Below are 20,863 nucleotides of genomic sequence, written 5' to 3'. Positions count from 1 at the left end.
GCGGGCAATCGGTGAAAGTCATGGCGTGCATGATGTGAAAGGGCCGTGCCTCAGTCCGGCGCGGCCACCGTCAGCGCAATCTCGACCCGACGATTGCGGGCGCGCCCTTCGGCGCTGCCGTTGTCGGCCACCGGTTCGGTATCGGCGCGGCCTTCGGCCGTCAAGCGCTCGGGTGCCACCGTGGCGGCCAGCAGGCTGCGCGCACTCTGCGCACGCGCCATCGACAAATGCCAGTTCGATTGAAAGCGCAGCGAGCGAATCGCCTGGTTGTCGGAGTGGCCGCTGATCAGAATCCGCCCCGGCACCTGATTGAGCGCCGCCGCTATGCGTCCGAACAATGGCGTGGCCCTTGCTACCACGTCCGCACTGCCCGAATCGAACATGGTGTCGCCCAGCACCGTGACGACAGAGCGGTCGGCAAAGTCCTTCACCTGCACCGCCCCCGCATCGATATCGGCCTGCAGCAACTGAGTCAGGCGCGGCGCCGGCGAAGCGGCAACCGGCGGCGGGGGCGCCGCCGCAACTGCTTTTGCTTGCAAGCCATGCAGCGCGCTGAAGGCCTGATCCGTCTGCGCGCTCAGGCTCAAACGCATGGCGATGAAGATGATCAGCAAGAGCAGCGCGGCAGCCACCGCCACGACCCAAGGCGCGATGCCGTCGCGCAGGCGTTTAGGCGCTTCTTGCACGCCTTGCCATTGAGTCGACAGGGTCCGCTCGGCGGGCCCGGACAGCTGACGCAACATCTGCGCCAGACGTTCGCGCACGCTGTCGAGTTGGGCGTGGCCATTGTCCAAAACCTTGTAGCGCCCTTCGAAACCCAGCGACATGGCCATATAGACCAGCTCCAACAAATTGCGGTGCTGGGCCGGGCTTTCGGCCAGGCGGGTGAGCAACTGAAAGACCTTTTCGCCGCCCCAACTCTCGTTGTGAAACTGCACCAGCAAACTCTGCGCGCCCCAAGCCCCTGCCCCTCCCCAAGGCGTGCTGGATGCCGACTCGTCCAGCAAGGTGCACAAGATATAGCGCGCCGCGACGACTTGTTCATTGGGCAGGTTTTGTGCCCTGGCCGCTGATTCAAAACGCTTGATGGCTTCGCCCAAGGAGGCCCGTAAAGCCTGAGGATTAGGTTGGCGGGGCATCGCGCGCAAGCGGGGGGCCGCCGCCAGCAAGGGCGCGGCAGCTTGAACCAGCGGATTCAAACTGGCGTGATCGGGCAAGTCGGCAAATCCGACCAAGCCGGGCGGGCCGCCATCAAAACTCGCGGCGCGCGGCTGGCCGGCGCTCGCCGATGCTGACGTAGGCGCTGCGGATGCGGGCGCGCCGGGCTCTGCTCGGGCTCGGTTGCCGCTCGGCTTGATGATGGTGCGATCAGATTCGAAGGCAGCGAAAGGATCGTGGTCTGGTTCGCTCATCACTGCTCCTTAAGCGCGAATGGCCCAGAATTCCAAAGCCAGGCCAGGGAAGTCGCCGGCAATATGCATGGCCAGGCCGCCCGACGTTTCGAGCTGCTTCCACAACTCGTTGCCACGTGTTTCCAGCTCGAAATAGGTGAAGCCGGCGTTGTACGGAATCTGCCGGGGTGCAACCGGCATGGGCCGCAGCATGACACCGGGAAGTTGCAAATTGACCAAGTCGCGGATCCGTTCGGCCGGGCCGATCTTGACCTGTGTCGGGAAGCGGGCCCGCAACACCTCGCCCGGCATTTGAGCATTGACCGCCAACACAAAACTGGCGCTGCGCTGCAATTCCAGGTCCGGGATGATGGCCACGCGGATGCCGAATTTACGGTCCTGCAACTCGATCGGAATGGCGGTTTGCTCCAGCACCATGGACAGTGACTGACGCAGATCGGCCATCACCGCGCGGAAGCAGCCGGCCAGATCGTCGTGCCGATACTCCGGATAGACGACCGGCCGACGCTGCTCCCTAAAGGTGGACAGGTCGCCCGCCAACTCCAGGCATTGCTCGTACAAGCGTTCGGGGTGCAAGACCGGCAAACGCTGCAGATGGGCGAACAGCGGTTGCTGCCGATTGACCGTCTGCAGCAACAAAAAGTCGGCAATCTCGCCAACGCCGGCCCGCCCGGGTTGCACCAGCCTTGCGGCCAAGGCCTCACCGCGCTGATGCAGCATGCCGTGCACCTCGCGCAGATAGCTGTCCAGCACCATATGAGCCGGCGCATGCAACATTGGCGGCACATAGTTGTTGTCTAAAACGACCCGGCCATCGGCACGCCGCTCAATGATGCGGGCCAGGCCCAAGGTGGCATAACCCTCACCCGCATCGCGCTCCAGCATCAGGCGCAGATTCAACCGGCCGATTTGCAGGGGAGCTTCGCGCAGGCTGGCGGCATGGCTGTCGGCCGCCTCGATATCGATGGCACGAAAACGCGGGGGCATCGCGGCCTCGCTGACCTCCACATCGCTCTCGGCCACGCCGGGGCGCGCGAAGGGCACGGCCAGCACCACGATCTGGTCGCGGGCATCCGCCGGCACTTCAAAAGCCAAGGGCGCCGGATCATCCGCAGGCACCGAAAACACCAAGCCATCGGGCAGCACACCACGACCGCTATTGAGCGCAATGCGGCCTTGCAACAGCGCGGCGTCGTCGACCTGCAGCGAGGCAAAACCCCAAGCCCACGCGACGAGCGCGGCCACGCGCCCGTCCATCTGGCGAGAGACATAGCGATCTTGCTGTTGGAAATGCTGCGGCTGGAGGAACATGCCCTCCGTCCACATCACTTTGTTATGCCATGTCATAGAAAGACCCGATCGGTTTGGGGTTTAGGCTTGTTCGCAAGGCCTGTCATGGAATCATCTCGGTGAACTGACCTGGGTTGACAATCTTGATCACACCGCCCCAGGCGCATGCCAAGGTGGAGGTGTTGTTGAGGGCGGGCATGCCGGCGACCAGCAAGGTCGATGACCCGGGCGCCCATGGCGCGGGCGTCATCGGCACGCAAGGCATCGGGGTTAGCACGCCAAGCGCTGCGGCGGTGGCCGCAGCCACGGTCGGATTGGACGGGCTCTGGCACATGCCAAAGGGAGGGATATTCATGAACGGCTTGTTGTCCATGATATTGCCCGCCGGCTTGAAGCTGGTCAGCACATTCTTGGGCGTCGCATTGAAGACCGATGGGGCCATGCCCATCATGCACATCATCTGTGCGCCGGTGCAGGTGTGAATGGGCATGAGCTTGATCCCTTTCGTTTCAAGTAGCACCGACCCAGACGGTCAGCGCGGTGAAATTATCGTGACTTGCCTTGTGCTGGGCCAGACGGCGCACTTCCTTGCCCAATGTTTCCAGCCAGGCTTGCTGAGTGCTCGCTTCGGCCAGCGTGCGCTCCAGCAGATCGTCATCGAGGTATTCCCAGATGCCGTCGGTACAAAGCAAAAACACATCATGCGCTTGAACGGCTTGATCGCCATCGCCACTGCTGAGCTCCAGCGCGTCGTCGGGCAGGCCCATCGCGGAGCGCAGCTCACTGCGCTTGGGATGACTGCTCATCTGATCGGCCGTCAAGATGCCGGCATCGACCAGCGCCTGCACCATGCTGTGGTCTTTGGTACGCCGCACAATCCGACCGCCACTGAACCAGTACAAGCGTGAGTCTCCAACATGGGCCCAATGCGCGCTTGCGTTGTCCAGATCCAGGACCAGGCTGACCACCGTGCTGTGCATGTCTTGACGCTCGGTGCCGGGCTCGCGTTGTGCCCGCAACAACTCGTTAGTTCGACGCATCAAGGCGGCCAAGGCCGCGCCGTCATGCGAGGGCTGGCGGGCAAACAAGCCGATCAATTCTTGCACCACCAGCTTGGACGCCACATCGCCGCCGCCATGGCCGCCGGCGCCATCGGCCAGCACACAGCAAAGCTGGCTCGGCGACTGCCAATGGCCGCAAGCGTCTTCGTTATAGCTCCGCCCACCGCGATCGGTCAGCAGCGCCACGGTGTACTTCAGGCCGACACTCATGGCTGCCTCGGCTCTGCGGCCAGGCGATCCAATTGATCCTCATAGGCGTCCAAAAATGCCTGCCCGAACAGATCCTCGAATTCATCCTGCGCCTCGCTCGACAGCTGCGCAAAGAGCTCTTGAAACAAATCCCAGAGGCGCGCTTTTCGCAGCGCCGGCAGCAGTGAACTTATTGCCGAACGTTGCGTCAACTCCCCCTCAAGCCGTTGCGGATTGAAACGCTGCAGCACGCCCTCAAGGGCCGAGCGCATACCCGCCATGACCGCCAATTGGTGGGCCCGCAAGTCATCAAACGCGTCACGCATGGCGGGTTGGGCCTCCATAAAGCCAGGCAAGGGTGGCGCCAGCAAATACTGCAATGCCACCTCGGCCGAAGGAGAGAATTTCAAAGGATTGTTCTCGCGCGCCACGATCATCGTCATCTCGGCGCGCATTTCACGTTTCACGGCGGCACGCGCCACCAGCAATTCGACCGAGCCCCGCGTTGCTTCGCGCAACAGCTTGCCGATCAAGCGCATCAAATCGGGCGTCAAGGCCTCAATGCGCAGGCCCGGCGAACCCAGGCCGTCCAACAAGGCACTCAACAAGGCGAGCTCGCCTGAGGCGGCCGTGGCGGGTGCGGCGTTTGCCGACGTTGGCGCACAAGCTTCTGTCTGTGTCCGAGAGCTTGCAGGCGCGGGTGCGGGTGCGGGTGCGGCGCTTGAGGCGGGGCTATAGGCAGGTTCGGGCCTGGGCTTGGGCCGGCTGATAAAGCTTGGCACGGTGTGCGGAACTTCGCCGGCAGGCTCTTGCCAGGAGAACACCGCCCCGGCCGGCGGCACGGAGACTGGCGCCGGCGCCGGCGCCGGTGCGGTCGGCACCTGCATCTGCGCGCGAATTTGCGGCATTGCGGCATTGAGCTCAGAGCCATGATTGCCAAGCGACGCCCCACCGATGACGGCTTGGCGCGATAGCGACTGCAGCGGGTCGGCATGGGCGGCTGTATTCGCCGGCAGGGCCGCTGCGGGCAAGGCGCCAAATGGATCGGCTGAGGTCGAAGCCGGACCCAGACCAAACATTGCGTCCAAGGAATCGGGCGCAGCAGCACCGAGCTGAAGATCACCAAACCCAGGGCCAAACGGCTTGGTCAGACTGTTCGGTGCCGTTGGCGCAGACTGTGATTCGTTCGTTGGGTGGCTGGCGAAGGGATCCCAATCGTCGGGTATTTGCCCTGGCGCGTAGTTCACCTGCTGAACCGGCCCGGGCGCTTGAGCGGGCGCATAGGCCGCAGCAGGGGAAGGCGCAAAGCTCATTGGCTGCGGCGCCGCCAAGCCGCTGCCGATATCCCCAAACAAGTCCGCAAACGGGTCGCTACTGGCTCGCGAAGTGGCCGCCAGCGCAGCCGATACCGAGAGCAAATAGCCTCCAATTTGCAACTGATCTCCGGGCTTGAGCGGCTGCTCTACCGCCGGGCCCAGGGTGCGCCCGTTAACCGAGATCGGGTTGCTGCCACTGTCCACGATCACATAGGCCCCGGACCGAAACACGATCCGCGCATGCACCCGGGAAATGCTGCGCTCTGGGTCGGGCAAAACCAACTGATTGTTATCTGCCCGGCCAATCGTGCCGCCCAACTCATCAAAGCTTGCTGCCAAGCCCGTCGTCGGCGCGCCATTGAAGCTGAGCACGGTCAGCAAGATCATGCGAGAACTCCCAAACTCTTGAAAGGCACAGCATAGCGGCAGCCAGCGCCGCAGCGGGAATCATCAAACACTTGAACGAATCCCATCTCAACGCAAGACATAGAACTCGCCGCCTATGGCGGAGACTCTGAGTGGCCACATGATCTGGCCGCCGCCCGCACAAGGGCTGCGCAACAAGGGCAGCCCATCTGGCGCCAAACATTCAAGCAAGCGCCCACCGGCCACGGGCCGCAACAACATCTTGGCCGCAACCGGCAAGCTAGGTTTGAGCGCTTGGGCGCCGTGCAGCTGCAGCAAATGGGCGCGCAGACGGCTGACATCATCGACCAGATTGCGCTGGTAAGCCTGCGCCAATTCTTCCAGGCGCAAGCGCGAGGCCTGAATCAAAGGCTCGGGATTGCCCTTGGCCAAACCCAGCGCAATTTTGAGCAAATAGGCGGCGAGTTCTTCTTTCAAGCCGTCGTTGACGGCGATCACAGGAGCGTCCAGCCAGCGCCAACGCGGAAAGACAATCGGTAGCTCGGCGCGCTGCTGCAAACGTATGGGTGAGCGGTAGACCTCATCGGCCGCCGGTGCCCAGTCGAGGCTCGCCAGCGTGCGGGCATTGGCCGGATGCGCAACGCCGCCCACGCGCGGCAGCAATAAGCGCAGGCTTGCCCCAACCTTGCCGTCGGACAGACAGGGCTCGCCCGCAAGTTCGGACATGGCCGCGCTCCCTCCATCTTGCGCACCCGGGGTCGGCGGGTTGATGGTCAGCGCGATCTCGTTGCCGCCCGCCAGCGTGAATTCATGCACCGGTACGCTCGCCAGCAATTGCTTGCCGCCGACGCGCAGCAAAGGCACGCCGTTGAGCATCGCCTCGGCGCTGCAGCCCACCGCCTCCAGGCGCAACACCAGCAAGCGCTCCATCAGCCCATGCTCCAGTCAAGCAACGTCATGGCCGGCAGCAAGGGCACAAGTTGCTGCGTCTGACCCAGCAAAGGGTCGGTCCATTGCAATGAGGCGGTCACCGCCTCGATACGCAGCCCGATAAACCATTCCCAACCGCTGCCGCCCCTGGAATTGGGCCGTAGACCGGCCTCACCGACCAGCGCGCCCGTCAGCGGCCCGGCCTGCTGCAACAAGCATCCCGCATCGTTGGCAATTGGCTCCAGGCTCAGTTCGAAGGCAAAGCTCCAGCTCACCACGCCGCTCAGCAGCGCCTCGCTCAGAGCCGGCCCTGCCACTTCATGCTGAATCCGTTGCTGCAATGCGGCCTGCCCGGAGCAAAGCAGGTTGATGCGCGTGCGCGAGTCGGCCAACATCAGCTCGCCTCCGAATTCAAGCCGGGCGATGCAGGCTTCCATTTCAATCAGCGCGACCAAGCGCATCAAGGCCCGACCATTCAGCCCGCCGGCGCCGAGTCGCCAACCCCAGGTGCAGGCCATCTTGCCGACCAGCAAACCCAGACTGACCCCAAGGCGAGCATCGCTCAGCCCAGTCGTTTGCTCCCATGCAAGGGCCAGCTTTTGCAGCCCATCGGCGACCGCGCCGTCTAGCCCGAGTTCGAATTGCTGCTGCAAGGCCACACTGTCCTGGGCTTCGCCATCGCGTTCGACCCGGCAGCGACTGATGCCGCGAGCCCAAGCTCTTGCGCCGGGCAGCAAAGCTTGCGGCTGCGTCGGGTCCGGCCGCGCCCGCTGAATCTCCATCCACCATTGCGCCGCCGGCCATGCGTAGACCAGGGTCTGCATGCTCCCGAGTGCCGCGCCTTCATCGCGCAAACCACAAACCGCCAGCTCCAGTTTGTACAGTTCCGGCGAGCTTTCTTCGGCAATCACGCAGCCCGGTCCAGGCAAAGCCGCAGGCTGCTCGCGTGCCAGTACCGGCCAACTGACCGCACGCGTCTCATGGCCCGCCCAGTCCCAGCGAGCGAGGGGGCCACTGAAAGACAGCGCCGGATGAATATCAGCAGCACAAACCGCGTGGCTGCGCGCACGCAGTTGCAGCTTGGCCGCACGCCCCTGCCCCTTCAACGGCGACAACACCGCAATCAAGGCCGGCAGCGGCCGATTCGCGTCGACAAGCAAGGCGGCCGGCAAGGCAATCTTGGCGCGCTGCCAGCCATTGTTTTCGAGCCGGTATTCCTGCGGGCCAGTTGCATTGTCGCCATCGGCCTCCAGCAGGCGTAATTCCATCGCCTCCAGATCACAGGCAGCACGAGGCAAGGCCTGCGCGATGGCTGCCAACATCGCTCCTTGTCGGCCAAGAACTTCAAACTCATTCAACAGGGCTGCATCGGCCGCCGTCAAGGCTTGCGGTTCGACCTTGCTGCCCGGCAGGCGCTGCAACTCAAGCAGCGAACGCTGTACCAATTGGTGCACGCTCAGCCACTCAAACTCACCCGCCCTGGACAAGGCCTCGAGCGCCCATTCAAACCCTGCCTTGTCTTGAAAGGCAGGCCCCCACACAAAGCAGAGATCGACATAACGGGCAACACTGGCGGCGTGAGTCAAGCCGAGCTTGCCAGCCTGCTCCACCGCCAATTTGACGAATACCTCGTAACGCTCGCCCAGCAGGGCTTCCATCGCAGGCCAAAGGCCGGCCAATTGATGGGAGAGTCGCCGCACAAAGTCATGCCAGGCGGCCAGCTCCAGGGCTTCGGTATCGATCGGCTGCATGGCCGCTCTAGCGATGGGTCAAGGGGTCTTTGGGCAGTTCGGGTGCGTCGGGCGCATCCGGGTCGGTCGGTGCCACGGGGCTGGCGCCGGCGCCTGCGCCGGGTGAGCCACCCGAGTTGATCTTGACCATCGAGCCGGTGATGGACACCCCGTCCGGACCCAACACGATGGACGACGCGCCGGCCTTGATGCTGATCTGCACACCGGCTTCGATGACCACATTCATGCCGGCCTTGATGTGTACGTTTTGCCCGGCATCGGCACCGATATTCGTGCCTATCTTGAGATGCAGATCGGCCGTCGATTTCAACGAAATAGCCGCGCCGGATTGTGCGGTGATGTCCTTGGCGGTCTTCAGGCTGAAGATGCCGCCGCCCTTCAAGAGCAGGTCCTTGCCGACACCCAAGCTGAACTTGCCGTCGACTTTTTGCTTCAAATCCTTGACCACACTGAGGTGGTACTCACCCTCGATCTTTTCCTTGCGGTCGGCCTTGACGGTGCGGTGTTCGTCCTTGCCGATTTCGCTTTTAAGCGTCTCTTCAACAAACTCGAAGCGATCTTTTTGGGCATGGAAGAGCAAATACTCGCTGCCCTTCTTGTCCTCAAAGCGCAGCTCATTGAACTCGGCCGCGCCGCCCAGCTTGCTGCGGCTCTTCATCGTGCTGACGGTCGCATTGACCGGCAACTCATAGGGCGTTTTCTGGCTCGCGTTATAGACCCGGCCGGTGATCAAGGGCTGATCCGGGTCGCCTTCCAAAAAGTCGACCACCACCTCTTGACCCAAGCGCGGCAGCGAAATCATGCCAAAGCCATTGCCGGCCGAGGGGCTGGCCACCCGAACCCAGCAGCTGCTATTCGCCTTATTTTTGCCGATGCGGTCCCAGTGAAATTGAATTTTGACCCGACCATGCTCATCGGTCACGATATCGCCGGCATCGCCCTCGCCGACCACGACAGCCGTCTGCGGCCCGGCCACCGCCGGCTTGCGGGTGTTGCGGGCCGGTCGAAAAGGCTCGTCATAGCGCTGCAAGGTGAAACTGCAGCCAAACGAGGACTCGTCAGCACCCGATTCGTAAGCCGACAAGCTCATCTCGATACGGGTGGACAAAACGATGTACTCGGCGTTCTGGTCGTCCCTTGGGTGGGCCGCCAGCGTGAAGCGTGCGCCGGCCGCCAAACCCTGCGTATTGCCCTGGCCGGTGAAGCGACCGAACCTGGCCTGCGCCTCCTCAAGCCGAATCAGGGCACGGGCATCGCCGTCGGCCTTGGCCGCATATAGCCCGGGATAGTCGTACACCTCCAGCGCGGCCTCGGCATGGCTGCGGCTGCCCGCAGCGGGCGCGCTGGTGAGATCGGTATCGGGCGTCAGAAAGTTGTAGTCGCGCAGCACCACCTTGCCGGTCTGCACCTCGTGGCGCATCTGCCATTCATTGATGGCAGCCTGGCTGATCTTGGCATTGCCGGCGGCTAAATATTGCACGGTCTCAAAACCCGCCGTGGTCACATGCGCGCTGGCCGCATCGGCGATCACCAACTCATGCTTGTCCTCGCTGTGGCGGAAAAAATAGAAGATACCCTCCTCTTCCATCAAGCGGCTGACGAAATTGAAGTCGGTCTCGCGGTACTGGACGCAAAAGGTGCGCGCCGCGTAGGTACCGCTGAGCTCCTGCGTTACGGTCCCGGTGTAGGTCGAAAACACCTGCGTGAGGATGTCGGGAACCGACTTATCCTGGAATACGCGCAGATTTGCCGACCGGGTCAATAGCCACAGCGAAGGCCGCAGGCACAGCCGGTATTTGTATTGGCGGCCGTCCATGCCTTCGAAACCAAAGGCCGTCACTACACCATTGAACCATCGCGGACCGGCATCGCCGGCGGCGACCCAAACCGCTGCCGTGGTGCCCAGCAAATCATCTGCCGCGAGGGTCGCATCGTCGGAGACCGCAATGATCTGAAACTCAAACGGGCACGACACCTCTTCGAAGGCCTGCATTGACCGAAAGGCCAAGGCATCTCCTGCCGCGCTGACCATGCCCATTTCAAACGCCGTCGATGCTGCCATAAATTTTCAATCCAAAAATCTGCTGACCTGAACTCGGCATGCAAGCACCTGTGCCTAGCCGGGAGACTATAACGGCCTTGTAACCAAAAAAATCACCGAGCAAGCGGCCATGACTTAGGTACTTTTTGGGATTGCGCAGTCGCTCGGTTTTGAAGCAAAGTATGCTAGGCGGCAATCTGCGGATATGGGCCGTTAGCCTGGCCGCCTGTCAAAAGCTTCGGAGCCCACAATGCCTCAGCGAATGGAGTTCGGTTTCTCGTTCGGCCCAAGCGACTCAAGCCCCAGCAAGAAACGCGGCCCTATGCGCCTCTTGCTGCTGGGAGACTTCAGCGCCAAGCCTGCAAGCCAAAGGCCGCCGTTGACGGAGCGCCCCAGCCACCGGGTCGATCTGGACAATCTTGACAGGGTGATGCTGCGGCTCGCCCCGCAATTCAAATTGGCTGCGGGCGATATTGGTTTTGAAAGCATCGACGACTTTCACCCCGAGCAACTCTATGCTCGCTTGCAGCTGTTTCAGGACCTGCGGGAAGCGCGTAGCCGGCCCATCGAGAGCGGCAGCGCTCCAGGTCTGCTGGATCAGTTGCTCGGCAAATCGACAACATCGACCGAGGCAAGACCTGGCCCCAACTCGCTTGGGACGGCTCAGTCAGGCTCCCCGGGCTTAGACAATTTGATCCGCAAGCTGGTCGCCCCGCACATCGTCCCCGATCAAACGGCCGGCCTGCAGGCGCAACACGCGGCCGTGGATTCGGTCATCACTGAACAAATGCGGCGCTTGCTGCACGACCCCGCATTCCAAAGCCTGGAAGCGGCTTGGCGCGGCGTTCAATGGCTGATCGCCAACTTAGAGTTGGACGACCAACTGGAGTTGCATCTGTTTGACGTGTCACGCGAAGAACTGCTGGCCGATATCGTCGCATCAAAGGGCCAGTTGGCGCGGACTGGCTTGCACCACGCATTGGCCGACCGCTGGCGCAATCTGCCCGGTGGACAGAGCTGGTCGGCCTTGGTCGGCTTGTATCAATTCGGAGCCTCGGATGCGGATGTCGGTTTGTTGGCTGCCTTGGGGCTGTTGGCTAGCCAAGCCGGCGGGCCCTTGCTGGCAGGCGGCGACCCTGGCTTGGCCGCGCTAGAGTCGAGCCAGCAGGGCAACTGGCAAGCCTTGCGCCAGAGCGAAGCCGCGCCCTGGATAGGTTTGGCCGCGCCGCGTGTGCTGCTGCGTCTGCCTTATGGCAAGAAGAGCGACCCGGTCGCGGGATTTGCTTTTGAAGAATTTGATGCCTCGCCGGTGCATGAGGAATTTTTGTGGGGCAATGGCGCGCTGGCTGTGGCACTGTTGATCGGCCGATCCTTCAACGCAAGCGGCTGGGATTTCGAGCCCGGCGATGAACGCGAGATCGGCGGGCTACCGGCGTTTACCTTTTTGCACGACGGCGAGCGCGAACTGCAAGCCTGTGCGGAGCGCTTTATGAGTGAAGAAGCAGGGCAAGCCATGTTGGCGGCGGGGCTGATGCCATTGATGAGCCATAGGCATAGCAATGCGATCACGGTGATGAGGATGCAGACGGTGGCGGAGCCGGCCACCAAGAGCCGATAGCCGATAGCCACGGCTCAGGGCAAAAAACGCAAGGTCGCAGAGCGTCCTTAGCGTGGCTTCGCCAGACTCAGCTGGGTGCCGGCGTCCATTTGGCGTGGCGCTACCAACACCAAGGTCAAGGCATTTGCCACCCCGATGCGGCTACCGACCGCAATCGGTACGTCCTGACCTTTGGGCGCAAGCACGCCGTCTACCTCGGTCGGGCTGTCCGATAAGGCGCGCAGGAAAAAGCCCGCCGCACCCCGGCGCAGCTCGAAATGCCAGCGACTGATTTGCCGCACCAAGGCCGGATCTTGCGGCGTCAGCACCACATCGTTCGCCTGCGATCCCTCGTGCTCCCGCAAACGGCCAAAGCTGATGATGTCCGACAAAGGCAAGTCGATCAATTCCGAAGTCTCAAGCACCTTGAGATGAGTCGGCAGCTGAGCGTTTTCACGCCAATTCAGCGCAAATAATTCAACAGTTCGACTCACACCCTTCAGCTCACCGGAGGGAACAGCTTGGCATTGCACACGCCGGGCCGAGTCCATTTCCAGAAAGACCTCGCGCGTAAGACGTATTTCTCCCGCGGCTGCCGAGCTCGCGACGCGTGCGCAGAAGTTCACCGAGTCGCCACTGACAGATTCGCCGTCTGTGAGTACCGGCCCCCAATGCAGGCCCGTGCGCAATTGCAATTGCTGCACCCTTGCCCTCGACAGGTTTTCATGGCTGACCAGTTCTTGCATCTGACGGACCGCGTCCAAGGCTGAGTTGACCTCTGAGAAAACCATGAACGCACCGTCTCCTGCGGTGTCCACGATGCGCCCGCCGTAGGACGCAGTGCAGCGTGCCAACAAGTCGAAATGCAGCTGTTGCAATTGCCGCCCGGCCGCGTCGCCGAAGCGCGAAAAATACTGCGTGGAACCCACCACGTCAGAGAACAACAGCACCGACTGTCGCTCGAAACGCCGAGTCAGCACCTGCTGCAACTGGCTTTGCATGCGAATGATCTCGGTCATGCTGAGATCATCAAACGAGCAAAAATCGGGGAGATGGCTTTCGTTCATCGGGAGCTAATTTTCTGTACCCAAGTAGCCAGCCTTGTTGCAACGCTGCGCCATTGGAAGTAGTGGAATGCTAACTCGCCTTTAGATTGGATCCTCAATTGATGGCGGCAATATTCCCTTCAATGCTTGGGCCGCAGCCTTTTCTTGGCTTGAATCGCCCTGAGGCAGCGTAGACCGCAGCGGCCTAAAAACAGGCTCCGTGTCAGCCAAGGAGTTTGAGCTCGCGCTCAAGGCTTGCCGAATCCGCTTCACCGGACGCCTCGACCAATAGGCGGACAAATTCCGTTTTGCCATGGGCCTTTTCGGCGCTGCGTTTGATGATGATTTTGGCGATCGGGCCAATATAACGAGTCAAGACCGCGGTGGCCTGCGTTTTAAAGGCTTCGGTGACTGGCTCCATGGCGCTGGCGCCGGATCGACCCGGGACAGGGTTTGCGGTCGAAGATGCAATAGCGCGGGCCGAAGAAGGGGCGCCGGCCGCAAGCGGCGTGGCTTGCGAAGCCGAGCTTGCTTCACGAATGAAATCACGTCGCTTCGAATCCTGCTCGATATGCTGCCCCAACTCCTGCGTCAAGCTCTGCAAGTCGGCGCAGCGCTGCGCCGCTTGGCGCACGATCAGCTTCGACATCGGCCCGATCTGGACGGCCAAGGCACGTTCGATACGGCTCAAAGCCACCGGATCCCAACCCGTGGGATGCGCCGCGCTGCCGTCCATGGAGGCGGATGTGCCTGTGGTGGAATAGGGCTTGGCACTGTGCTCGGGCAGCTTTGAGGCCGCGTCGAGCGCTTGCGCCCAATGAGCTTGCGGAACGATCACCGTGGCCTCGTCGGCGGCCTCTTGTGGCGCTTCGGCCCACTTGCTCGCCGCAATCAAGGCCAAGCGAAATTCCTGAGCGCTTTGGAATCGGTCACCCGCGTCCTTGGCCAAAGCCTTGTGCAGCAAGGCGTCATAGGTATTGGCTGGGCCAACTTGCCTGCTCTGGCTCAGCTGGCTGGGCGGCTTGGCCTGCTCATTCATGATCTTGTACATCACCGTTTCAACCGAACCGGTGAAGGGCAGCACGCCGGTCAGCAAACGATAGAACAGCACGCCGGAGGCAAACAAATCGGCCCGGTGATCGATGCCTTCGCCAATATATTGCTCGGGCGCCATATAGCCCGGCGTACCAATCATCGACGACACCTGGGTCAAGCCCAAGTCTTCAATCCTGGCAATGCCGAAATCGGTCAGTTTGACCTGGCCTTGTGCGGTCAGGATCAGGTTTGCGGGTTTGATATCACGATGCCAAACCCCATGCTGATGGGCGCAATCCAAGGCATCGAGCAGTTGTTCCATTACGCGCAGCGCCTGTGCTTCGGGCAGCAAAGGTGTGGCGAGCAGGACCTGGTCCAGACTCTTGCCTTCAACGAATTCCATCGCGATATAGGCCGTCGCGTCATCTTCACCAAACTCGTAGATGGCCACGATATTGGGATGCTGCAAGCGTCCGACCGCCTGCGCTTCATTGCGAAAGCGCGCCGCAAATGTTGCTTGCCCAGCCTCTTCGCCGAGCAAGTTTTTATGCACGGTCTTGATGGCGACCGGGCGATGAATATGCGGGTCAAAGGCTTTGTAGACCGTGCCCATCGCCCCTTGGCCAAGCACGGCCTCGATCGGGTACTTGCCAATTCGTTCGGGAATGTTCATGCGAGTCAATTCAACCTTCCAGCATCTTCATGGCATGGGCCAAGCTTTTACGCATGCGTCCGAAGGATTCGGCAAGTACGGCAATTTCGTCCTTGGAGCTAACCGTGAATTCCGGCGCCTCCTCGCCCATGCTGACCTTGTCTGCCAAGGCCGACAACTGGCTGACCGGCCGAATCACCAGCTTCCAAAGCATGAAGTTGAGCGAAGCCCCGACCAAGAAAAAAACGCCCGTCAATACCGCCACCACCACCATCAAGGCACGGTCGGCACGTTGCAGCGGCACCGTCATGGGCACCGACACGACTTGGGCACCGAGCACCTCACCGAGCTTCCAGCCAAAACCGTTGTTTGGGCCGTAACGATCCAGCAAGGTCTTTGGAGCGCTCTCGGGCGTGCTGTGGCAGGCGAGGCAGGCCGGGTTGCTGAGTCTGATTGGCCTAGCAATATAGAAGGAACTGCCGGTCGGCGTTTCCCGCTTGCCGATGAATTCCTTCAATTCAGGGGAACTGCGAAATTGTGAAATGACATCCTCCTCCCAAGCCACGGCGCGGTCGCGCGGGTTGGTCGGGTTCAGCATCGCCGACTTGAAGCTGTACTCGGGATAGGACTTTTGCAGACCGGCTATCACTTCGGCGGCTGAATAGGCCGGCACCGACTGGGGCAAAAACGCATATTTCATCTGCGTCTCCAGCAGCGGCTTGATCTGTGTCGACGTATACGCGCTGACGACGGCTGCCTTCTCCATCAATAGCCTTGCCCGGTCGGCGATTTCTTCCTGTGCCGCGCGTTGCAACAGGTCCCGGGCGACAAAGCTGGACGCCGCTAAACCTATTGCGAAAACAAACAGAAAAGTCAGATTGAACTTGAGTAGCAATTTCATGTCTTGTTCCAGGGTTGGTTCTGCCGTGGCTTCTAGTTAGCTACTGCGCTTGCGCTTGAATAGGGTGGCGGCGCAGATGCGGCCTGAGGTGGGAACAACAGGGACTCCCACTCGGGGTGACTCTTGATCTCGGCCACCAAGCCCTTGCGAAACTCCGCTTGGCGAACGAGTGGCTTCCAACGACCGAGATTGGCTTTGCGCAGTGCCGGCTCGGCGTTCAGCCAGGCTTGCGCATCGGCGTAGGAGATTTCACCCAGGCGTTTAGGGGCGATGTCTTTGCCTTGAAACAGCGCCGCACGGGACGGCAACTTGTCTTGAAACGCCTTGGGAATATTCTGCAAAAAACTGCCGGGTGGCCGCTGCGCGAGTTCGGGCCTGTTTTGCCCGTTCCAGCTCAGAAACTCACCACTGGACAGCCGCAGCGTGTTGGCTCCGCCAGAGAGCAAGGGGCGAAAACTCAATTCCCCCGCCTCCGCAAAAGCCTGGCCGCCAAGGCCTTGAACCATCAGCACCGCGTCTTGCGAGAGGCCGGACAGGTCGAACGAGCTTGAATTGATGGCCCAGGGATGACTCTTGGCTGCGCTCACCTTGGCCCAGCCCTGCAGCAAGTAGATACGCGCATCGATCTTGCCGCGCTCGGCGGCCAGACGAGGCGCCAGCTGCACGCTTGAGGCGGGGCCAAGTGCCAGGCTGCTGCCATCGCTAAATTCAAGCAATATGAAACGACCTTTGCTGCCCATCTCGATGATGTCATCCCGGCTCAAGCTGACACCTTCGGACAGCGAAAACCGGGCGTTGTCGCGCAGCAGAATCGCCTCACCCTCCAGCAGGGAAACGATGGCCAAAGAAGCCGCCTGAGCCCCTGCCAGGCAGACAGTCAACAGCACAAAGACGACAGCAGCACGCGCGGCGAGCCGAAATCGAAGCAATAGGTGGGCGGCGAAGGTGAGGCGCATGGCGGGCATTATTGATGCATTCAAGTGATGAAGCATATCTTTAGCTGTTCGCCAAGGCCGCTTGGCGAAGGTATCAACCCCGCGCGCCATTCAGCGCCAAACGCCTTCCCGATTTTCCTTCTGCGTGGCGTAATAGGTGTAGAGAACCTCGTTCGTGACGTTCTCGGTTTTCAGCAGCCCTTTGCTCGCCATCTTGTGCGACCAGGTGCGGTCGGCGCCGTAATGACCGACCCAGGGCACCTGCAACACCAGCTCGCGGCGAATCGGCGTCAGATGCTGCGGGTTGCGGTAATAGCCCTCCGGGGCATCGACCCAGACCTTGTTCTTGATGCTGTAGAAGACCGATTTGAAGGGCCCGCCCTCGACACTGACCTGCGCCGAAAAGCCGACGCAATCCACGCCGGTCAACAGCGGGTAGATGGTCTCGACATAGTGATCCGAAATGAGGTCATCATCATCGACAAAATTGACATATTCCCCTTGGGCAATGTTTATCATGGCCTGCAGCTTGGGACCGTATTGGCGACTGCGGTTGTCTTCCAGCACCAAGAGCTCGACATCGGGGTAGCGGGCCACTTGGGGCTCAAGAATGTCCAGCAATCGCTTGCGCAGTTCTCGCCTTGCCGGCAGCGTCGGAACGAGGATCGACCATTTGAATTTGCGGGGCTCGCCACTGGCCTGTGTTTGGCTGCGGGTATTTGAAACCATCATCTGCTCAGCAGCCACCTCGTCGCCGGGTAGGCGCAGATCGGTTTGCCTGCTTCGCGCCGTCGTGCGTTCGCGCAGTGAGGTTTCCAGCTTGCGCAGAACCAGGCGAGAGAAGCGCGCTCGCTCCGGCTCACAAGGCTTGCCGTCGAGGTCCAGCGCTATGTTTTCCAGCAGTTCGAAGCGATGTTCAAACCAGTCCAATGACCAAAAGAAGTCGCTGCAAGCCCGCCCGACGCATTCATGCAAGGCTTGCGTGGACGCATCGGCCAGCCCGTCGGCAGATCCGAATGCACCCGGCAGGTCGAATTGAAACTCGCCGCCCACTTGCAACAAACGCAAGGCATTGCCGAGCAAAGCGCGCAGCTTGCCTTCGTCGGCACCCAGTCGCCCGGCCTGAATCACATCTACTGCGGCCTCGCGTAACTCCACCTGCCCCTGGTGGGCGGTATGGGTCGACAGCGGCAAGGCGAGAGGCTCGGTCAAGTCCAGTATCCAGTCCGGCTCGCTGGAGGCCTGGATGTCAAGGTTCAACCAGCCGGCCCGGTAGGCAGGCCCGGCCTCAAGATTGATGCAGGGCGGCGACCAGGCGCCTGCGGTGCGCCGCCGATGATGGTCCTCGGCCGTCTTGCAGGCCGACAAGAGCAAGTTGGCATAGGCCTTGACGGGATCGGCCTCCTCAAACCTTTGCAAGGCCTGGCGCGCCCGCTCAAAAAAGGCCGGCGACTTGAATTCCTGCCGAAAAAAGGCCTCCAGCTCCTCGTCTTTCAGCCAAAACACCGTATCGTCAAAGGGCACCGGCAAGTCCGTATGCGGCGCACGCTCGGAAATCACCGGTGTGCCCAGCGACATGCAGTGCGCGACCCGAGCCTGCTCGAAGCGGCTGCTCTCATAAAAGTGCATATTGATCACGGCCTTGGCTTGGGCGATGAATTCATCCCGCTCGGATCCGTATAGCGGGCCGTCAAACACGGCCACCGTCAAGCCCAGCGCTTCGATCCGGTCCAGCCAAGTTTGTCTGCGCTCATTGATGCTGCCGAAAAAAAGCAGGTCGATCGGACGCTCTTCCAGCGGGATGGCTTGCGCCGGTTTCAGATAGGGCGCGTACAGCAAGGGCAGCACGGGCACCTCGCTGGGCCGGGCCGCATAGGCGCTGCAATTGCCGGCGTGATAGTCAACCACCGCTTGGGTGGAAAGCAAGTTCAGGTAGTCGGGCGACACCGGCGCCCCGCCCTCGCCCAGCTGTTCCAGATTGACGAACACACAGGCATGACTCAGAACTTGTGAGGCCTCGAAGCCCAGATGCGCGCCAAAAACGAAATTGATCGCGTCATAGCGCAGGCGATTCTTGGACATGCTGACCTTGGCGCCAAGGCGCCGAAACTGGTAGCGAAAATACCTGGCCTGATCCAGCAAACCCAGCGAATGCACATAGCCGACGGGTTGTTGGATACACAGATGGATATCGAGAGTCGAGCTCATGGACGCGTCTTTCCGAGGCAAGATTTGGGGCTGCAAGCCCAGATCCACCGAGGATAGTGAACTCTGCCGCTGCACAAAGCGCAATGAAGCAAGTCAAATCGCCAGCAATTTTGTCGGCGTTCGCATGAGCTGTGGCCCCGCCGCTAGCTAGCCGCGCTTTGGTGCGAAGTTTCTCGATCTGCTGTCGTCAAGTGTTTGAGTGAGGGCCGAATCCATGGCTACAATGCGCCCGGTCAGGAGAGAGTTCCCTAGCAGGGAGCCGCCGAAGGCGCAGTGGCACTGGTGATCCCACGCTGCGAACGCTCAGGCAAAAGGACTGATAAAACGCCCGTTCACAAAACGTCGGGCGTCCTCACTGGAGAGAGACGGGTCTTTGAGCCCGTCCACTGAAGGGGCAAGCTGCGGGCGATACGCCGGTGGCCAATCTCTCAAGTAAAGCGGACAGCGAGGGCATCCCCCCTACTCCTTTTGGGAGTAGGTCAGTTGACTGCCCTCGAAGGATTCCCGCCATGTCTAGCTCCGACACCCCAAACACTCCGCTGCTGAAGACCCCGCTGCACGCGCTGCACATCGAACTCGGCGCCAAGATGGTGCCTTTCGGCGGCTACGACATGCCGGTCCAGTACCCGATGGGCGTGATGGCCGAACACAAGCACACCCGCGCGCAAGCCGGTCTGTTTGACGTCTCGCACATGGGCCAGGTGCTGCTCAAGGGCGACGGCGCCAGCGCCGCCTTGGAAACCATCGTGCCGGTCGACGTGATCGACCTGGGCCTGTTCAAGCAGCGCTACGCGCTGTTCACCAACGACGCCGGCGGAATCCTCGACGACCTGATGATTGCGCGCCGCCCGGACGACCTCTTCGTCGTTGTCAACGCCGGCTGCAAGGTGCAGGACATCGCCCATATGCAGGCCAAGATTGGCGACAAGTGCCAGGTCTTGCCCCTGCCCGATCAAGCGCTGTTGGCGCTGCAAGGCCCGCAGGCGGTGACCGCGCTGTCGCGCCTGAACCCCGATGTTGCCAAGCTGACCTTCATGACCGGCGGCTTCTTTAATCTGGACGGCATAGTGACCTTCCTGACCCGCTCCGGCTATACCGGCGAAGACGGCTTCGAGATCTCGGTGGCCGGCGATCAAGCCGAGGCCCTGGCCCGCAAGCTCTTGGCCCAGCCAGAAGTCAAGCCGATTGGCCTGGGTGCACGCGACTCGCTGCGCCTGGAAGCCGGCCTGTGCCTGTACGGCCATGACATCAATACCGAATCCACCCCGGTCGAAGCTTCGCTGACCTGGGCGATCCAGAAGGTTCGCCGCGCCGGTGGCGCGCGGGCCGGCGGTTACCCCGGTGCGGCCGTGGTGGACGCCCAACTCGCCAATGGTGCGGCACGCAAGCGCGTCGGCCTGGTCAGCAGCGAGCGTATGCCGGTGCGTGAAGGTGCGAAGTTGGTCAACGCAGACGGCCTCGAAGTCGGCATCGTCACCAGCGGCACGCTGGGCCCCACTGTGGCTAAGCCGGTCGCGCTGGCCTATCTGAGCAAAGAATATTCGGCCATTGGCACCGAGGTCTTCGCCATCGTGCGCGACAAGCGCACGCCGATGACGGTCAGCAGCACGCCTTTCACACCTAACGGCTACTTCCGCGGTTAATTCCCCTTTTTCCATCGTTACACGGAGCACATCAGCATGAGCAACATCAAGTACACGCACGACCACGAATGGGTCCAGATCGAAGCCGACGGCGTTGTCACCGTGGGCATCACCGTGCACGCGCAAGACGCGCTGGGCGATGTGGTGTTTGTGGACCTGCCTTCGGTCGGCACGAGCTTCGCCGCCAAGGAAGTGGCCGGCGTGGTCGAGTCGGTCAAGGCCGCGGCCGATGTCTATATGCCCGTCAGCGGCGAGATCACCGAGGTCAACGAAGCACTGCGTGACGATCCGTCGCTGGCCAATACCGACCCGCTGAAAGCCGGCTGGTTCTTCAAGGTCAAGCTCAGCAATGCCGCTGAACTCGACGGTTTGATGGATAGCGCCGCCTACGACGAGTTGGTCAAGAACAGTTAATCGCTGCTTTGCCCGCGCCGGCCGGCATCCTGCTGACCGGCGCTTGAAGAGAAAAAAGAAATGGGCTTGGCGGCAC

The 20,863-nt window shown here is 61.5% G+C and carries 16 protein-coding genes and 2 riboswitches; of the genes, 3 read left to right on the top strand and 13 right to left on the bottom strand.

Annotation, left to right across the window (positions count from 1 at the left end):
• Positions 1 to 50: 50 nt before the first annotated feature.
• From tssL to LNV07_RS13170, 8 genes are all read right to left on the bottom strand, one after another.
• Positions 51 to 1,412, bottom strand: coding sequence for a type VI secretion system protein TssL, long form (gene tssL / locus LNV07_RS13205; RefSeq protein WP_263571620.1), 1,362 nt, complete (start codon positions 1,410 to 1,412; stop codon positions 51 to 53).
• Positions 1,413 to 1,421: 9 nt separating this feature from the next.
• Positions 1,422 to 2,759 carry a type VI secretion system baseplate subunit TssK gene (tssK, locus tag LNV07_RS13200; RefSeq protein WP_263571619.1) on the bottom strand — a complete coding sequence of 446 codons (1,338 nt, stop codon included), beginning with the start codon at positions 2,757 to 2,759 and terminating at the stop codon, positions 1,422 to 1,424.
• Positions 2,760 to 2,805: 46 nt separating this feature from the next.
• Positions 2,806 to 3,192: a DUF4280 domain-containing protein gene (locus LNV07_RS13195; protein WP_263571618.1), complete on the bottom strand. Its 387-nt coding sequence runs from the start codon at positions 3,190 to 3,192 to the stop codon at positions 2,806 to 2,808.
• Between the two features lie 19 nt (positions 3,193 to 3,211).
• On the bottom strand, positions 3,212 to 3,973 hold the full coding sequence (locus LNV07_RS13190; RefSeq protein WP_263571617.1) for a PP2C family protein-serine/threonine phosphatase: 762 nt from the start codon (positions 3,971 to 3,973) through the stop codon (positions 3,212 to 3,214).
• The gene (tagH, locus tag LNV07_RS13185; RefSeq protein ID WP_263571616.1) at positions 3,970 to 5,655 is read right to left on the bottom strand and encodes a type VI secretion system-associated FHA domain protein TagH; all 1,686 of its coding nucleotides are present in this window, start codon (positions 5,653 to 5,655) and stop codon (positions 3,970 to 3,972) included. The genes LNV07_RS13190 and tagH overlap by 4 nt, the downstream gene beginning before the upstream one ends.
• Positions 5,656 to 5,742: 87 nt before the next feature.
• A complete protein-coding gene (locus tag LNV07_RS13180; protein WP_263571615.1) occupies positions 5,743 to 6,564 on the bottom strand; it encodes a hypothetical protein in 822 nt (273 codons plus the stop codon).
• Positions 6,564 to 8,315, bottom strand: a complete 1,752-nt coding sequence (locus LNV07_RS13175; protein WP_263571614.1) for a hypothetical protein — start codon at positions 8,313 to 8,315, stop codon at positions 6,564 to 6,566. Before LNV07_RS13175 ends, LNV07_RS13180 begins: the two co-directional genes overlap by 1 nt.
• 7 nt (positions 8,316 to 8,322) lie before the next feature.
• Positions 8,323 to 10,377 (bottom strand): type VI secretion system Vgr family protein, encoded by a 2,055-nt coding sequence (locus tag LNV07_RS13170; RefSeq protein ID WP_263571613.1) that lies wholly within the window; start codon positions 10,375 to 10,377, stop codon positions 8,323 to 8,325.
• A gap of 229 nt (positions 10,378 to 10,606) precedes the next feature.
• On the opposite strand from LNV07_RS13170, the gene LNV07_RS13165 reads away from it, so the two are divergent.
• Complete coding sequence (locus LNV07_RS13165) at positions 10,607 to 11,974, top strand: type VI secretion system contractile sheath domain-containing protein (RefSeq protein ID WP_263571612.1); 1,368 nt, start codon at positions 10,607 to 10,609, stop codon at positions 11,972 to 11,974.
• 47 nt (positions 11,975 to 12,021) lie between these two features.
• Here LNV07_RS13165 and LNV07_RS13160 read toward each other — a convergent pair whose 3' ends face one another.
• From LNV07_RS13160 to LNV07_RS13140, 5 genes are all read right to left on the bottom strand, one after another.
• Positions 12,022 to 12,972 carry an adenylate/guanylate cyclase domain-containing protein gene (locus LNV07_RS13160; protein WP_263571611.1) on the bottom strand — a complete coding sequence of 317 codons (951 nt, stop codon included), beginning with the start codon at positions 12,970 to 12,972 and terminating at the stop codon, positions 12,022 to 12,024.
• 250 nt (positions 12,973 to 13,222) lie between these two features.
• Positions 13,223 to 14,707: a serine/threonine-protein kinase gene (locus LNV07_RS13155; protein WP_263571610.1), complete on the bottom strand. Its 1,485-nt coding sequence runs from the start codon at positions 14,705 to 14,707 to the stop codon at positions 13,223 to 13,225.
• Between the two features lie 10 nt (positions 14,708 to 14,717).
• On the bottom strand, positions 14,718 to 15,587 hold the full coding sequence (locus tag LNV07_RS13150) for a Tll0287-like domain-containing protein (protein ID WP_263571609.1): 870 nt from the start codon (positions 15,585 to 15,587) through the stop codon (positions 14,718 to 14,720).
• Positions 15,588 to 15,619: 32 nt separating this feature from the next.
• Complete coding sequence (locus LNV07_RS13145) at positions 15,620 to 16,543, bottom strand: FecR family protein (protein WP_263571608.1); 924 nt, start codon at positions 16,541 to 16,543, stop codon at positions 15,620 to 15,622.
• Between the two features lie 90 nt (positions 16,544 to 16,633).
• Complete coding sequence (locus LNV07_RS13140; protein ID WP_263571607.1) at positions 16,634 to 18,730, bottom strand: hypothetical protein; 2,097 nt, start codon at positions 18,728 to 18,730, stop codon at positions 16,634 to 16,636.
• A 224-nt stretch (positions 18,731 to 18,954) separates the two neighbouring features.
• Positions 18,955 to 19,059: riboswitch (glycine riboswitch) on the top strand.
• 16 nt (positions 19,060 to 19,075) lie between these two features.
• A riboswitch (glycine riboswitch) is annotated at positions 19,076 to 19,185 on the top strand.
• Between the two features lie 54 nt (positions 19,186 to 19,239).
• On the opposite strand from LNV07_RS13140, the gene gcvT reads away from it, so the two are divergent.
• Both gcvT and gcvH read left to right on the top strand, forming a co-directional pair.
• Positions 19,240 to 20,373, top strand: coding sequence for a glycine cleavage system aminomethyltransferase GcvT (gene gcvT / locus LNV07_RS13135; RefSeq protein WP_263571606.1), 1,134 nt, complete (start codon positions 19,240 to 19,242; stop codon positions 20,371 to 20,373).
• A 36-nt stretch (positions 20,374 to 20,409) separates the two neighbouring features.
• Complete coding sequence (gcvH, locus tag LNV07_RS13130; RefSeq protein WP_263571605.1) at positions 20,410 to 20,787, top strand: glycine cleavage system protein GcvH; 378 nt, start codon at positions 20,410 to 20,412, stop codon at positions 20,785 to 20,787.
• Positions 20,788 to 20,863 lie beyond the last annotated feature (76 nt).

This window comes from Roseateles oligotrophus (assembly GCF_025717515.1).
GTDB lineage: Bacteria > Pseudomonadota > Gammaproteobacteria > Burkholderiales > Burkholderiaceae_C > Paucibacter_A > Paucibacter_A oligotrophus.
The sequence above is the reverse complement of the archived record's forward strand: the minus strand, read 5'-3'. Positions and strand labels throughout refer to the sequence as shown.